The organism is Paenibacillus radicis (ex Gao et al. 2016) (assembly GCF_014641555.1).
GTDB lineage: Bacteria > Bacillota > Bacilli > Paenibacillales > Paenibacillaceae > Pristimantibacillus > Pristimantibacillus radicis.
On record NZ_BMHY01000001.1, the window covers coordinates 1,029,098 to 1,042,920 of the forward strand.

17 protein-coding genes are annotated in these 13,823 nt (G+C 49.9%); 16 read left to right on the top strand and 1 reads right to left on the bottom strand.

Going from position 1 to position 13,823, the window contains the following annotated elements; all coding sequences use genetic code 11:
• Nucleotides 1–64 precede the first annotated feature (64 nt).
• From IEX98_RS04650 to IEX98_RS04685, 8 genes are all read left to right on the top strand, one after another.
• Nucleotides 65–1,255, top strand: a complete 1,191-nt coding sequence (locus tag IEX98_RS04650) for a hypothetical protein (RefSeq protein WP_188887721.1) — start codon at nucleotides 65–67, stop codon at nucleotides 1,253–1,255.
• A gap of 164 nt (nucleotides 1,256–1,419) precedes the next feature.
• On the top strand, nucleotides 1,420–1,602 hold the full coding sequence (locus IEX98_RS04655) for an IDEAL domain-containing protein (RefSeq protein ID WP_042162387.1): 183 nt from the start codon (nucleotides 1,420–1,422) through the stop codon (nucleotides 1,600–1,602).
• Nucleotides 1,603–1,760: 158 nt separating this feature from the next.
• On the top strand, nucleotides 1,761–2,189 hold the full coding sequence (locus tag IEX98_RS04660) for a DUF2487 family protein (protein WP_188887722.1): 429 nt from the start codon (nucleotides 1,761–1,763) through the stop codon (nucleotides 2,187–2,189).
• A gap of 230 nt (nucleotides 2,190–2,419) precedes the next feature.
• Entirely contained in the window at nucleotides 2,420–2,950 is a 531-nt protein-coding gene (locus IEX98_RS04665; RefSeq protein ID WP_188887723.1) for a QcrA and Rieske domain-containing protein, read from the top strand.
• 15 nt (nucleotides 2,951–2,965) lie between these two features.
• Nucleotides 2,966–3,637, top strand: coding sequence for a menaquinol-cytochrome c reductase cytochrome b subunit (gene qcrB / locus IEX98_RS04670; protein WP_042162381.1), 672 nt, complete (start codon nucleotides 2,966–2,968; stop codon nucleotides 3,635–3,637).
• Nucleotides 3,638–3,655: 18 nt separating this feature from the next.
• The gene (locus tag IEX98_RS04675; RefSeq protein ID WP_188887724.1) at nucleotides 3,656–4,531 is read left to right on the top strand and encodes a menaquinol-cytochrome c reductase cytochrome b/c subunit; all 876 of its coding nucleotides are present in this window, start codon (nucleotides 3,656–3,658) and stop codon (nucleotides 4,529–4,531) included.
• Between the two features lie 87 nt (nucleotides 4,532–4,618).
• The gene (locus tag IEX98_RS04680) at nucleotides 4,619–5,251 is read left to right on the top strand and encodes a DUF1405 domain-containing protein (RefSeq protein WP_188887725.1); all 633 of its coding nucleotides are present in this window, start codon (nucleotides 4,619–4,621) and stop codon (nucleotides 5,249–5,251) included.
• Between the two features lie 42 nt (nucleotides 5,252–5,293).
• The gene (locus IEX98_RS04685; RefSeq protein ID WP_188887726.1) at nucleotides 5,294–6,160 is read left to right on the top strand and encodes a sporulation protein YpjB; all 867 of its coding nucleotides are present in this window, start codon (nucleotides 5,294–5,296) and stop codon (nucleotides 6,158–6,160) included.
• 31 nt (nucleotides 6,161–6,191) lie between these two features.
• On the opposite strand, the gene IEX98_RS04690 is transcribed toward IEX98_RS04685, so the two are convergent.
• Nucleotides 6,192–7,058, bottom strand: coding sequence for a YitT family protein (locus IEX98_RS04690; RefSeq protein ID WP_188887727.1), 867 nt, complete (start codon nucleotides 7,056–7,058; stop codon nucleotides 6,192–6,194).
• 147 nt (nucleotides 7,059–7,205) lie between these two features.
• Here IEX98_RS04690 and IEX98_RS04695 point away from each other — a divergent pair, with 147 nt between their 5' ends.
• The 8 genes from IEX98_RS04695 (at nucleotide 7,206) to IEX98_RS04730 (ending at nucleotide 13,680) form a co-directional block, all read left to right on the top strand.
• Nucleotides 7,206–7,541 (top strand): nucleotide pyrophosphohydrolase, encoded by a 336-nt coding sequence (locus IEX98_RS04695; RefSeq protein WP_188887728.1) that lies wholly within the window; start codon nucleotides 7,206–7,208, stop codon nucleotides 7,539–7,541.
• A gap of 54 nt (nucleotides 7,542–7,595) precedes the next feature.
• Nucleotides 7,596–8,141, top strand: coding sequence for a tetratricopeptide repeat protein (locus IEX98_RS04700; protein WP_188887729.1), 546 nt, complete (start codon nucleotides 7,596–7,598; stop codon nucleotides 8,139–8,141).
• Nucleotides 8,142–8,146: 5 nt separating this feature from the next.
• Nucleotides 8,147–8,947: a 4-hydroxy-tetrahydrodipicolinate reductase gene (dapB, locus tag IEX98_RS04705; RefSeq protein ID WP_188887730.1), complete on the top strand. Its 801-nt coding sequence runs from the start codon at nucleotides 8,147–8,149 to the stop codon at nucleotides 8,945–8,947.
• Between the two features lie 31 nt (nucleotides 8,948–8,978).
• On the top strand, nucleotides 8,979–9,401 hold the full coding sequence (locus IEX98_RS04710; RefSeq protein WP_042162366.1) for a methylglyoxal synthase: 423 nt from the start codon (nucleotides 8,979–8,981) through the stop codon (nucleotides 9,399–9,401).
• A complete protein-coding gene (bshB1, locus tag IEX98_RS04715) occupies nucleotides 9,401–10,093 on the top strand; it encodes a bacillithiol biosynthesis deacetylase BshB1 (protein ID WP_188887731.1) in 693 nt (230 codons plus the stop codon). The genes IEX98_RS04710 and bshB1 overlap by 1 nt, the downstream gene beginning before the upstream one ends.
• A gap of 95 nt (nucleotides 10,094–10,188) precedes the next feature.
• Complete coding sequence (bshA, locus tag IEX98_RS04720; protein WP_188887732.1) at nucleotides 10,189–11,349, top strand: N-acetyl-alpha-D-glucosaminyl L-malate synthase BshA; 1,161 nt, start codon at nucleotides 10,189–10,191, stop codon at nucleotides 11,347–11,349.
• 86 nt (nucleotides 11,350–11,435) lie between these two features.
• Nucleotides 11,436–12,716: a CCA tRNA nucleotidyltransferase gene (locus IEX98_RS04725; RefSeq protein ID WP_188887733.1), complete on the top strand. Its 1,281-nt coding sequence runs from the start codon at nucleotides 11,436–11,438 to the stop codon at nucleotides 12,714–12,716.
• A complete protein-coding gene (locus IEX98_RS04730) occupies nucleotides 12,703–13,680 on the top strand; it encodes a biotin--[acetyl-CoA-carboxylase] ligase (protein ID WP_188887734.1) in 978 nt (325 codons plus the stop codon). The genes IEX98_RS04725 and IEX98_RS04730 overlap by 14 nt, the downstream gene beginning before the upstream one ends.
• Nucleotides 13,681–13,823 lie beyond the last annotated feature (143 nt).

The following is a 13,823-nucleotide window of genomic DNA, read 5'->3' on the forward strand; positions in this document are numbered from 1 at the left end:
AAATTTTTCCCCATAATGGTACTAATTCACGAAGATGCAGGCATTACTGAGAGGGGGAGTGGCGATGAATTTTTCAGATATGCTCGGTTACGCCGATATTGGCCAGCTTAGCAGAATTGCTTCCGTGTACCGCTGCGAATGCAACGGGCACTCGAAAAATGATTTAATTCAATCGATTCTCTCAACACTCAGCCGAAACGATGTATTCGAAGCGCAAATCAATGGAATGAATGTTGAGGAGCTGCGCTTTCTGAATTCATTAATGTTCGAGACGCGGGATTCATTCAGTCTGGAGGAATTAATCGCACGCGTACAGCAGAGCAAGTTCGGAGAAACCGAACCGCCGGTCACGCAGGCCGAGCAGCAGGAACCGCCGGTCAAGCCGAAACGTTCCCGGAAAAAAAGCGAACCGCAGCCGGTAAAGGAAGTAACTCCACGGGATATTATTGCACGGTTTAAGCATCAGGGCTGGTTATTCAACGGTTTTAGCGGTCCCAACCGCTACTTGTTTCAAGTGCCGCATGATTTACGCACCCGGTTTCGAGATACACTTAAGCGCAAATATGCGGCCCAGCTGCAATATACCGATGAGCCGCATATGTACAGAGATGAACAGCAACTGATGTCAGGCGATATTCGCCAGACGCTTCACTACATTCATCACAATGATGTCCAGCTTGCGGCAGACGGCTCCATGTACAAACGTTTCAGTATGCAATTGCTCGACAGCTTTGCCGTTCGCGAAGAGCTCCCCGCGAAGGGAGAATGGCGATTCGGCTACGGACGGCATTTCCATCACTATCCGAACCGGATGTCATTGCTTTTCGACTATTGCAGGTCCATGCGTTATTTCGAAGATAACCAGCAGACGCTTGTGCTGACAACGGCGGGACAAGAGCGGATGGCGGGCGCTCCGGGAAATGAGACGGAATTGCTTTATAAACTTTGGCTGAGGCTGTACAAACTACCGATTCCTAATCTGATTGCGTTATCGCAATGGATTAACGGTTTGGCGGAGCAATGGGTTACGCTGTCCTCGCTGAGACCCGTGCTTATGCCACTCATCAAGCCTTACTACTATGACGACGCCAACAAAATATTGGAGCATCGCCTGATTGGTATGATGGTACATCTTGGGTTGCTGAGGATCGGCGATCATCAGGAACACGGGACCGTCATTCGTATGACGAAAGCGGGAAGAGCAGTTATGGCAGGCATCAGTTTGGAGAACAACGATAAAATGTTTCTATTATAAGTAGCTTCCGGTATAGGCTAGAGCATATTCGGAGATAGGAAGGGCAATCGCACTTTACTGCTTCGATCCTTCTGAATATGCTTTAGTAGGAGCCGGATATGGCATCGGAGCTTTGAAAATAAAAAATCGGGGAAATTACGAGCACCGGTATGGAGGTGTATCCTATGGACAAAATGAAGGTAACGTATGAAGCCATGTTAGGGCTGGCGGCTGAAATGGTTCTGGATGAAGCCGTTCTGAAATTTCGCACGGAACAAACGTATAAAGCGATCGACCAGGCGCTAGCGTCCGGGGACGAGGATACGTTCTACCGCTTGGCGAAACAATTAAATGAAATGAAGCGATAAATGAAATGAATGTACAACTTCCGCAATGCGTGCAGGCGACCAGCCTTAACCGCCAGCGGAAGTTTTTTTGTTGGCGGAGATTGGCAATCTGTCCGATTGCGGTTAACATAGGTAGAATAGGCAAATAATAAATCACTGCAAGAAGGAGTCAATTTTTCATGAAATTCAGCGATATTGCAGCAGACCAGTGGGAGGAGCTCAAGCCATATCTGGATACCTGCTTGCTTCCGGTGACCGGAATGACGGGAAGCGAACAGCCCTATGAGGCGACTCAGGCGCTGGAAAAGCTAAGGGACATAATGGATTTGATCGAAATCCCGTTTAAAGGGAGGGTAGTTACGTATCCGGCATTGCATTACATAGAAGAAACGGATAAATCGGCAACAGTGGAGAAGCTTTGCGCAAGAATGAAAGACATCGGCTTCAAGTTCGTCATTCTCGTATCAGCAGCCGAGCAGACCAATTTGAAATGCCCGAGTGCCGATCTGTTGTTCACACCCGATGCGTCGGGAGCCATTCCTGCAGCGTCGACAATCGCCGCGGCCATTCAATCGGCTTGGATTGCAGGAAAGGTTAAGGACAATTAAATAAGATTTGTATAATAAAATAGGCTTTTGGGGAAAACATATGGCATACAAGGTCAAATGTGACAATTTGACAACAAATTTATGAACGACATTTTATAGGTAAACAAATCTCCAGCCATATTCTTGACGCTCCCAAGCACCTAGGCTATTATAGTTATGTCCTAGTTCGTCATGTGTTTTATCGATGGGTAAAACACGAGAAATGGTTGGCAAAGGGGGTAGAACAGAAGATGAGTAACCACGAACATCACGAGACCGCGCATCGACCGGTTCAGCGCAAAGAGATGTCCCGGCGTCAATTTTTGTCGTATACGCTCGGTGGTACGACTGCATTTATGGTGGGCGGCGCGGTTTTGCCAATGGTCCGTTTTGCAGTAGACCCGCTGTTAGAAAAAAAGGGCGAAGGTACTTGGGTTAAAGTAGTAGAGGCATCAAAAATTACGAATGAACCGCAAGAATTCAAGTTCCAAATTCATCAGGTCGATGGATGGTATGTAAGCGATCCGGAGCTCGCAGCTTGGATTTCCAAAGATGCGAACGGAGAGATATTCGCACTTTCGCCGGTATGTAAGCACTTGGGCTGTACAATCGGTTGGAATACGAAGGGCAAGAATGAATATGATTGCCCATGCCACGACGCGCGATATACGAAGGACGGCAAAAACCTTGCCGTTGCCCCGAATCCGCTTGATGAGTATGAAGTGAAGGTTGAAGACGGAACCGTTTACGTAGGTCCAATTAAAGCGAATTCACGAGTATAGGAGGGCGTATTTCAGATGTTTAAAAACGTTTACAACTGGATTGACGAGCGTCTTGATATTACGCCGCTATGGCGGGATGTCGCGGACCACGAGGTGCCTGAGCACGTCAACCCCGCACATCACTTCTCCGCCTTCGTTTATTGCTTTGGCGGCTTGACGTTTTTTATTACTGTAATTCAAATCTTGTCCGGCATGTTTCTGACGATGTACTACGTACCGGATATCCTCAATGCTTATGCAAGCGTTGACTATTTGAACCATAAAGTTGCATTCGGCGGAATCGTTCGCGGCATGCACCATTTTGGGGCAAGCTTAGTAATCGTTATGATGTTCTTACATACCTTGCGTGTATTCTTCACCGGCTCCTACAAAGCGCCGCGCGAAATGAACTGGGTTGTAGGGATGCTGATTTTCTTCATCATGTTGGGTCTTGGTTTTACAGGTTATCTGTTGCCATGGGACAACAAAGCTTACTTTGCGACTAAAGTCGGCGTTCAAATTGCGGAGTCGGTTCCTTATATCGGCCCTTATATCGCCCAATTCCTGTATGGCGGCGATATCGTAGGCGCGCAGACGTTGACTCGCTTCTTCGCGATTCACGTATTCTTCTTGCCTGGCGCGCTGATCGCTATGCTTGCGGCTCACTTCTTGATGATTCGGAAGCAAGGCATCTCGGGACCACTTTAAGCGAAGGGAGGACTAACTATGGCGCATGGTCATAAATCAAACGAGAAAGTCGTTTTTGTCGGCGATTCTCGTGTTAAGAAGGGCGCAGGCGTTCAAGTTCCGCCTGACTATACGTCCTATCCCGGTAAATCGGAAGCGTTCATCCCGAACTTCTTGCTTAAGGAATGGATGGTTGGCTGCGTGGTGCTCGTCGGCTTCCTCGTATGGACGATTGCTGAGCCGGCACCGCTGGGCTACCCTGCGGATCCAACAAACGCATCTTTCATTCCGATGCCGGACTGGTACTTCTTGTTCCTGTATCAATTTTTGAAATATCCATATGTATCACAAGAATATATCGTACTCGGTACGATGGGCATTCCGGCTGTTCTGTTCGGAGGCCTGCTGCTCGCTCCTTTCCTCGATACGGGCAAGGAACGCCGCTTCTACCGTCGTCCGATCGCTTCATCGCTTATGTTCCTTTCACTGATTGCTGTCGTGTATTTGACCGTCATTTCGTGGGATCACTACACGCATCAGCTCGAAATTACGAATACGATTCCAGAGCATCATGTTCGGGAAGAGAAAGCGCGTGAAGCAGCTGAGAAAGGCCAAGAACCGCCTAGCACAGTTAAAAAACCGGCTGCAGCGGTTGCTATCGTTGATGCTAAAGATCCTGCAATGGATATCATTAAGCAAGCACAATGTATCGGCTGTCATGCGGCTGACTTGAAAGGCCAAGGAAGCTTCCCAGCTCTGACCGGCGTAGGCGACAAGTATTCGAAAGAAGAACTCGTCGATATCGTTACTAACGGTAAGAGCGGTGGAATGCCTGAATTTGGCACCAAATTGTCGGCTGATGAAATCGATCAGCTTGCAACATGGCTCGCTAAGCAAAAGGCTCCGGCCAAATAATAGCTGCAACTTCAAAAAACCTGATCGTATCTGCGGTCAGGTTTTTTCTCGAATTTTTACAGAGCTTATGCAAAGGGAGAGTACGACGTGAATCTATCATGGTTTTGGAGCCGCTCTTTTCTCATGAACCGGGGGATGCTGTGGCTATTGTTTGTCGTGAACCTGCTTGGCACGATTTACGGTTATATTTGGTACGGCAATCAGTTGGAGGATACACTTGCGCATAACCCGCTTTGGCAGATCGTATTCGTGCCGGACAGCCCGACGGCCAGCTTGTTTTTCACGCTAGTGCTGCTATATTTCTTGTTCCCGCCGAAATCATCGTCCAAATGGATTAACGGTACCCGAATGATCATTGAAGGATTGGCTGTTGTCACCTCAGTCAAATACGGGATTTGGGCCGTAGCGATGATCGTTGCCGGCGGCTGGCAGGGCGATCCGCTCAATTGGCAGCATGGGATGCTGAGTGTCTCTCATCTAGGCATGGCGCTTGAAGTGCTGCTGTACGCGAGATTCATGAAGGCCGGAGGCATTGCGGCATTTATCGGTACGTTATGGCTGCTTCTGAACGATACGGTGGATTATCAATTTGGCGTTTTCCCTTGGCTGGCAGAGCAACTGATGGATGACTTGCCCCAAGTCGAGCTGTTTACCTATTGTTTGTCGATATTCAGCTTCATCGTCGGTTGGCTCGCGTTGCGAGCAAGAAAACAGGTCTAAACATGGACATCCCCTCATAGAGTTTTCTATGGGGGGATGTCCATGTTCATGAAGATACGTATCGTCATACCAATGCTATTCTGTATCGCCATGACGATCGGTTCTGTAACGTCCGTTTTTGCTGCGCCTGCGCCAATTCGGGCAGTTGACTATACGACCGCTGTTAAGCAGGAGCTGTTGAAGCTGGACGAGACAGCCGACTATTTGTATGAGGCCGCTTATACGAACAACCGCCAGGCGGGATTTAAATATGCGCAGCAGCTTAAGAGACAGATGAAAAAGGACGAGCTGCACCGTTTCGGGCAAACGGCAGGCTGGCGTCTACTAGAGGATAGCGTGCAGTCGGTAGAGAAGACGCTGCGAAGCGGTCAGCCAGCGACAGATTGGCTGCTTGCGTCGGCGCGCATCCACTTGACAACGGATGCTTTGCTGCGCCCGCAGCATGCGTTATGGCTTCAATACGAGAAAGTGATGCTGGAGGATTTGCGCAGAGTGAATCAGGCATGGAATCGGCAGACCGGAGACGGAGCGGTAGCGGCAAGGGCGGCAATGAACAGCTTTACCGATCATTTATCGAAAATCGAGGCGGCGGCTGCGATGCAGCGGCCAAACGAACGAATTACGGAGCTTAAGGAAAGAATGAAATATACGAATGTACTGCTCGAAGCGGGAATGAAAGGGCAGACGAAGCAGGATTGGACGGGCGACTCCATTCATGATTTGCAGTCGGCATTGGCTAATTTATTTGCTGACCGGCTGGCAGCCAATGACGAGCCTGTATTCGCGCCTCCTGCCGCCGCAAATCCGATTACCTGGAGCCTCCTCCTCGGTGCTATCATTACGGGGGCGCTTACCTATACAGCATGGAAGAAGTACAGACATGTGCCTTATGGCGTGAAAAAGCTGTAGTTGGTTCGTTTCACTAATATTTAATTCTTACTCACTCTTCCTTAAAGCCTTCGCCTAGTACATCATGCACCTCGCTGATGACGGTGAAGGAACGGGGGTCGATACTGCGAATGATCGATTTCAAACGGCGCATTTCCTGCCTTTGAACGACGCAGTATACGACCTCTTTTGCATGCCCGGAGAAGGCACCCTTTGCAGGCATCAGCGTGACGCCGCGTTCAAGCTCCTGTGCAATTCGGTCGGCCATTGCCGTGCCGTGATCGGTAATGATCGTGAATGCTTTGGCGGAGTAAGCCCCGTCTTGTATAAAGTCAATCAGCCGGGAGGCAACAAAGACGGCAACGAGTGTGTACAATACTTTTACGGTTGGGATATAGAGAAGCGCCGCGCCAATAATAATCACATCGAAGCCCAATATGACTTGCCCCATGCTGATCGTTTTTTTGCGGGAAGCCAACCGGGCGATAATATCGACGCCGCCCGTCGTTCCGCCAAAACGAAATACGATGCCGAGCCCGGTACCTAAAGTAACGCCAGCGTAGAGGGCGGCTAGAATATAGTCCTGGGATGTGTGAAACGGAACAAGCCAGCCTCTATGAATCATTCGTTCAAGCAATGCGAGAAAGAGTGATAATGATCCGACGCCAACGATTGTGTAGGCCATTTCCTGGCGACTGAGCGTTCTCCAGCCGACGATAAATAACGGAATATTAAGAAGCAGCGTGGATAGAGACAGCGGCCAGCCCAGCGCATAATTAAGCAAGACGGCGATGCCTGTCACGCCGCCCTCCGTTAATTGATTCGGGATGACGAAATAATGCAGTCCAAACGCGTAGATAGCGGTGCCGACCAGTATAGGGAGGATGATCTGCAATTGGGCAGTCATTTTGCGTAGCATAAATAGGCTCCTTTTCGCCTGTGATGACGTATAATGGTTAGTATGGCTCAAAACGAACCATCTCAAAAAACATTGTTTTCATCGTCTCGATAAGTTAACATATGAATTGTTATATGTTGTTGAGAATAGTGGAGAGGGATAGACGCAATGACCGAAAAATCGTTAGCTGATATTCAGCGTGAAGTGGATGCATATATTTCCCAATTCAAAGAAGGTTACTTCAGCCCGCTTGCTTTGATGGCTAGAATGAGCGAAGAAGTCGGGGAGCTCGCTCGCGAGGTTAACCATTTCTATGGGGAAAAGCCGAAAAAGGCCGATGAAGCCGATAATTCGGTGGAAATGGAGCTTGGCGACATTTTGTTTATTTTATCTTGTTTCGCCAATTCGTTAGGCATTGACCTAACGGAAGCTCATAATAAAGTAATGAATAAATTCAATACGCGGGACGCGGATCGGTGGACGAGAAAAAACGCTGAACAGTAGACTGCCTCTATACATATGCTGTACCATCACCCTGTGTACAAGGAGGATGGGCAGATGGACGGCGAAAGCTGTGTGAAAAAGGCGTATGAGCATATTCTGAACAGTGATTTCGAGCAAGCGATTGAATGGTTCGAGCAAGCGATTGCGGCGGACCCGGGCAATGCCGGTTATCATTATAAATGTGCGATTTCCTGCTCACGAAGCGGCAAATGGAGCAAGGCGCATCGTTATGCCATGCTGGCCGTCGAGCTTGACGGCAGCCATCCGGAATACGGTTTTTATCTGCAAACGATTGAGGCGAAGCTGAATGTGATCGCCGCCGAGCAGTTCATTAAAGCGATACCGCCGCTTCATGCGGAAGCTTTACCTTTGCTGCGGCTAGCGGCGGAGAAGGATCCTTTAAGTTTTGAGGCCTTTTTTCTTATGGCAATGATTTATGCCGAGCTGGGTGAGCTGGATGCAGCAGCCGCAAACGCAAGGGAAGCGATCCGGATCGACCCGGGCCATTCCGCTGCGCGGCGTTTATTCGCAGATGTAAACCGGAAACGGCGCGCGCTGCGCGACGGGATAAAGGAAAGACATCGGAAAAGGAACAGGTGAATGCAATGGAAAAAATTAAAGTAGCAGTTGCAGGAGCAAACGGAAGAATGGGCCGAGAGGTCGTGAAAATGGTGCTGGAGGATGAGACACTAGAGCTCGTCGCCGCTGTGGCTCCTTCAGCAGGCGCTGTGGACGCTGGTATTTTTGCTGGCAAAGGCAATACCGGCGTCCTCGCCAGCACGACTTTGGAAGAAGCGTTAAACAGTGCTAAAGCGGATGTGCTGGTAGATTTCACTGTACCTCAGGTAGCCTATAGCAATACCAAGACAGCGATTGAGTATGGGGTTCGTCCAATTGTAGGCACAACAGGCTTTACACCGGAACAAATCGAAGAGCTGGACAAGCTCAGCAAAGAAAAAGGGCTAGGTGCTCTGATCGCTCCGAACTTCTCGATCGGCGCTATTCTGATGATGCAATTCGCGGCGCAAGCCTCCAAATATATGCCACACGTTGAAATTATCGAATATCATGGCGATCAAAAGCTGGATGCTCCGTCAGGAACATCGATCAAAACGGCGGAATTAATCTCGCAAGCGCGTGAGGAGCTTCGTCAAGGCAATCCGAACGAGCATGAGATCATTGAAGGCGCCCGCGGCGGTTACTACAACGGCTTCCGTATACATAGCGTCAGGCTGCCAGGCGTTTTCGCTCAACAGGAAGTCGTGTTTGGCGGATACGGACAAACGCTCAAAATTCGCCATGACTCCTACGATCGGGCAGGCTATATGCCAGGCGTCAATGTTGCGATTAAAAAAATAATGACCTACAGCGGTTTAATTTATGGCTTTGAGCATTTAATGGATTAATAAAGAAGCAGTTAGAGAGGAGAACAGCATCGTGTTGAACATTGCATTTATCGCTCATGACCGTAAAAAAGAGGAAATGGTCAATTTCGTAATCGCATATGAGCATGTTTTCTCGCCTCATCGTCTTTATTCAACCGGTACGACCGGCACGCGCATCATGGAACAAACAAAGCTAAGCATTCACCGCTTCATGTCGGGGCCTCTGGGAGGCGACCAGCAAATTGGCGCTTTGGTGGCGCAAAATGAAATGGACTTCATCATCTTCTTGCGTGATCCGCTGATGGCGCAGCCTCATGAGCCGGACATTATCGCATTATTGCGTCTTTGCGATGTTCAAGGCATACCGGTGGCTACAAACGTTGCAACCGCTGAGCTGCTCGTTAAAGCGCTGGAGCGTGGCGACTTCGGCTGGCGCGAATTGGTACATAAATATAAGCCAGGAGAGCCGGTCTAATGACACAGCTTGATATTCTTATCTTCGGAGCGCATGCCGATGATGCTGAGATTGGAATGGGCGGGACGATTGCTAAGCATACAGCAGCAGGTCTTCGCGTTGGCATATGTGATCTGACTAAGGCTGAAATGTCATCTAACGGTACAGTTGAGCTAAGGCTGCAGGAAGCGGAAGAAGCTTCCAAGGTGCTTGGCTTGGCTTCGCGTACCAATTTAGGGCTGCCGGATCGCGGTTTAACTTTGTCTCGTGATCATATTGATGCCGTAGTGGCTGAAATTCGGCGCACAAGGCCGCGTATCGTATTTGCCCCATATGGCGTAGACCGTCATCCGGATCATATCGCTTGCAGCAAAATCGTCGAAGAGGCGGTATTCAACGCTAAGCTTCGCCGTTACATGCCGGAGCTTCCAGCCGTGCAGGTGCAGCAGTTGATCTATTACTACATAAATGATGTGGACGAGGTATCGCTGGCTGTAGATGTATCCAATTACTACGAGGCTAAGCTGGCCTCACTCAGCGCCTATCGCTCGCAATTTCAATCGGCCTCTGAAGGCGACCGGGTTGCAACACCGCTTACCGACCGCTATATTGAGCGGGTTGCGGCGCGAGATTTGCTTCTTGGGCAAACAAAGGGCTGGAAATATGCGGAGGGTTTTGCGATCAAACAACCATTCGCCGTCGATTTGTTCTAGCTTCCAAGCCTTGGGGGCTTGATAACGCGGCATATTATAACGAATAATAAAATATACAATGTAAAGCAACATGTGAAAACGGAGGTGCGACAAAAGTGGCGCGAAAGTTGAAGATTGGAATTACCTGTTATCCGACCCTGGGAGGCTCGGGCGTCGTCGCCACCGAACTGGGCAAATTGATGGCCGAACGCGGCCATGAAATTCATTTTATTACCCACAGCATACCGTTCAGGCTCGGTAAATTTCATAAAAACATTTATTATCATGAAGTGGAAGTCAATGACTACTACGTTTTCAGATATCCGCCGTATGATCTGGCATTAGCAAGCAAGATGGCTCAAATTGCCAAAAGGGAAAAGCTGGACCTGCTTCATGTTCATTATGCGGTTCCCCATGCAGTCTGCGCTCATCTGGCTAAGCAAATGGTCGGAGATGACTTGAAAACCGTTACGACGCTGCATGGCACCGATATTACGGTACTTGCGCAGGATGAGTCGCTGAAGGATCTGATTCGTCTTGCCATTAACCAAAGCGATGCCGTTACGGCTGTGTCCCAGGATTTAATTAATGAGACGAGATCGCTGCTCGATATTACAAAACCGATTGATCTGACTTATAATTTCGTCGACAAGCGTATTTATTATCCTCGTGAAGCTGCATCGCTCCGGGCGGATTACGCAGCGCCGCACGAGAAAGTACTTATGCATATTTCCAACTTCCGTCCCGTGAAGCGGGTCGGAGATGTGGTTGAAATATTCGAGAAGGTTGCGGCACGTATGCCTGCGAAGCTGCTTCTTGTCGGAGAAGGACCTGAACTGTCGAAAATTCAGTGCCGGATTACGCAAATGGGTTTGGAGGACCGCGTTCATTTCCTTGGCAAACAAGAAGATGTGGCTCAGGTTATATCCATTGCCGACTTGCTGCTGCTTCCTTCGGAGAAGGAGAGCTTTGGACTAGTTGCTCTGGAAGCGATGGCCTGCGGCGTTCCGACGATCGGTTCGACGGCAGGAGGCATACCGGAGCTGGTTACGCACGGGGAGACCGGCTACTTGTGTCCAATCGGCGACGTAGAAGGAATGGCAGGTTATGCCGTTCGTCTGCTCTCAGACGAGAAACTGCACGCAAGCTTCAAGGAAGCGTGTATTCAGCGCGCGCGATATGAATTTTGCAATGATAAGATTACGACAGAATACGAAGAAATCTATTACCGCGTGTTAGGTATTGAAGCTCAGCTGCCTGTACCGGTATGCGATTAACAACAGAAAGCTAAGACAGAACAGGCAGCCAAACCAGCTGCCTGTTTTGTTGCCTGTCGCTGGGCAGAGCGAAGGAGGCGGATGATATGACGGAAGGCAAGTGGCGTGTAATGCCCGAGATGATGGCGGGTGCGCTGCCCGTATTGGAAAAATTAAATTCGCAAGGCTTTGAAGCTGTTTTCGTAGGGGGCTGTGTACGCGATACGATTATGGGGTTGCATATTCATGATGTTGATATCGCTACCGCTGCTCTGCCAGAGCAGGTAATGGAGATTTTTCCGGACAGCATTCCAACGGGTCTGCAGCATGGAACGATAACGGTCCGTTTTCAGAACGAGCTGTATGAGGTAACGACTTTTCGAACAGAATCGGAGTATGAGCAGCATCGCAGACCAGCAGGCGTTCGTTTCATAGCAAGCCTGGAAGGCGATTTGCTGCGCCGGGATTTAACGATTAACGCGATGGCGCTGATGGCGGACGGCAAGCTGTATGACCCCTTTAAAGGCTTATTGGATATCGAAAGGCGGTTAATCCGCTGTGTGGGAGATGCGGATGCCAGATTCCAAGAGGATGCCCTTCGCATGCTCCGGGCGGTTCGATTCGCTGCTAAATTCAGCTACTCCTTCGCCTATCGGACGTGGAGGGCATTGCGCAGCCATCATCATTTGCTTCGCCATATTGCGATGGAGCGAGTGATGGCTGAGCTTGACCAAATGATCGAAGGACCTCGTCCTGCGGCGGCCATGAAGCTGCTTGGAGCTAGCGGCTTACTGCAGCACACGGCCAAGCCTCTTCCCGCATTGACGGATATTCAGAAGAATATGCGATGGGACAAGCTGGCAGAGCTTAAGCCTAGTCTTCGATGGGCGGCGCTGCTGGCTTATAGCGGAGCAACGGTCGGACAAACGGAAACGACGATGGAATCGCTTCGTTTTCCGGGCCGGCTTAAAGCTTCGGTTATGGCTGTTATCCGTCTGCAATTACAGATGAAGCATGCGCTGGCTGCCCGTTCATATAGTGAAGAGAATCAGCTCAGAAGAGAATGGACCATTTGCGTGTTAGAGTACGGCGCTGAGGCAGCTGCGGACTGGCTGGAGATTCTTATTCTCGAGGAGTCTTATCCTGACTTTGCAATGACATTCAAGCAATGGCTGGAGGAAATGCCGGCAACCGTATTGAAACAACTAAAGATCGATGGACATGCCTTAGCACAAGGCGTGAAGCGGCAACCGGGCAGTTGGATGGGATCTGCGATGAAGCGTCTGCTGCTGGCGGTTGCGATGCAGCAATTGCCGAACGAGCCGCACAGGCTGCTGGAGCAAGCTAAACTATGGATAGCAGAGGATATGACAAATGACGATGAGTAAATTGCTGGAGCTGTTAGTCGCCCATTCCGGACAATATGTTTCCGGAGAGATGATCAGCCGTGAACTAAACGTTAGCCGGACTGCGATTTGGAAGCAAATTCACAAGCTGGAGGACCAAGGCTATGAGATCGAAGCCTCAAGACGGCTCGGTTATAAACTGATCTCTGTGCCGGACAAGTACTCCCTTGACGATCTCAACGAACAATTGCAGACTGCTGCTTTCGGCCGCAGCATCCATCTGTTCGAGCAAGTGGATTCGACGCAAAATGTCGCTCAAAAGCTTGCAGAAGAAGGAGCGCCGGAAGGTACGCTCGTCATTGCAGAGCAGCAGCTAAGCGGGCGAGGACGAATGGGACGCGCCTGGATGTCGCCAAAAGGCAAGGGCGTATGGATGAGTCTGATTATGCGGCCTACCATTCCTGTTCATTTCGCTCCCCAATTGACTTTGTTGACTGCAGTAGCGCTTTGCCGCAGCTTGGCGCGACTGACCTCATTGCCAATCGGCATCAAATGGCCAAATGATCTGTTAATTGACGGGAAAAAAATTAGCGGCATCCTGCTGGAGTCGACAGCCGAAGACGCCCGTCTGCGCTATGTCATCGCAGGGGTAGGAATTAGCGTCAATCTTGCGTCTTCCGATTATCCGGAAGAGATGCAGGAACGCGTCACTTCCTTGCGTATCGCTTCGGGGGAGCGGCTTAGCCGGGAAGCGGTCATTGCCGCTTTTATGCTGGAGTGGGAGCAGCTCTATACGCTGTATCAGGCGGAAGGCTTTGCCCCTGTCGTAACGCTATGGGAAGCTCTGTCCGTTTCATTGAACAAGCCAGCCCGTCTTACCACGCCACAAGGCATCATAGATGGCACGCCGGTTGCGCTCGATGAGAGCGGAGCGATAGCCGTCCGATTGGAGGACGGAAATGTTGTTCTTGTCTTTTCAGCAGAAATGGGTGAGCCTGTAACGTAATCGACACATTTACGAATGTTTGTTTTTTTGGTACTATGAATGTAGCAGACGGCATTCTCATGGAGGAGCTGTACTCGCTGCATTCAGGCAAGCAAGGTTTGACAAGCAAGGCAAGCAACACTCTGCTCTGAGCCGTAGGGACC

Coding starts and splice junctions, on each gene's coding strand:
- IEX98_RS04650 (WP_188887721.1), top strand. CDS start 65: ATGAATTTTTCAGATATGCTCGGTTACGCCGATATTGGCCAGCTTAGC.
- IEX98_RS04655 (WP_042162387.1), top strand. CDS start 1,420: ATGGACAAAATGAAGGTAACGTATGAAGCCATGTTAGGGCTGGCGGCT.
- IEX98_RS04660 (WP_188887722.1), top strand. CDS start 1,761: ATGAAATTCAGCGATATTGCAGCAGACCAGTGGGAGGAGCTCAAGCCA.
- IEX98_RS04665 (WP_188887723.1), top strand. CDS start 2,420: ATGAGTAACCACGAACATCACGAGACCGCGCATCGACCGGTTCAGCGC.
- qcrB (WP_042162381.1), top strand. CDS start 2,966: ATGTTTAAAAACGTTTACAACTGGATTGACGAGCGTCTTGATATTACG.
- IEX98_RS04675 (WP_188887724.1), top strand. CDS start 3,656: ATGGCGCATGGTCATAAATCAAACGAGAAAGTCGTTTTTGTCGGCGAT.
- IEX98_RS04685 (WP_188887726.1), top strand. CDS start 5,294: ATGTTCATGAAGATACGTATCGTCATACCAATGCTATTCTGTATCGCC.
- IEX98_RS04690 (WP_188887727.1), bottom strand. CDS start 7,058: ATGCTACGCAAAATGACTGCCCAATTGCAGATCATCCTCCCTATACTG.
- IEX98_RS04695 (WP_188887728.1), top strand. CDS start 7,206: ATGACCGAAAAATCGTTAGCTGATATTCAGCGTGAAGTGGATGCATAT.
- IEX98_RS04700 (WP_188887729.1), top strand. CDS start 7,596: ATGGACGGCGAAAGCTGTGTGAAAAAGGCGTATGAGCATATTCTGAAC.
- dapB (WP_188887730.1), top strand. CDS start 8,147: ATGGAAAAAATTAAAGTAGCAGTTGCAGGAGCAAACGGAAGAATGGGC.
- bshB1 (WP_188887731.1), top strand. CDS start 9,401: ATGACACAGCTTGATATTCTTATCTTCGGAGCGCATGCCGATGATGCT.
- IEX98_RS04725 (WP_188887733.1), top strand. CDS start 11,436: ATGACGGAAGGCAAGTGGCGTGTAATGCCCGAGATGATGGCGGGTGCG.
- IEX98_RS04730 (WP_188887734.1), top strand. CDS start 12,703: ATGACGATGAGTAAATTGCTGGAGCTGTTAGTCGCCCATTCCGGACAA.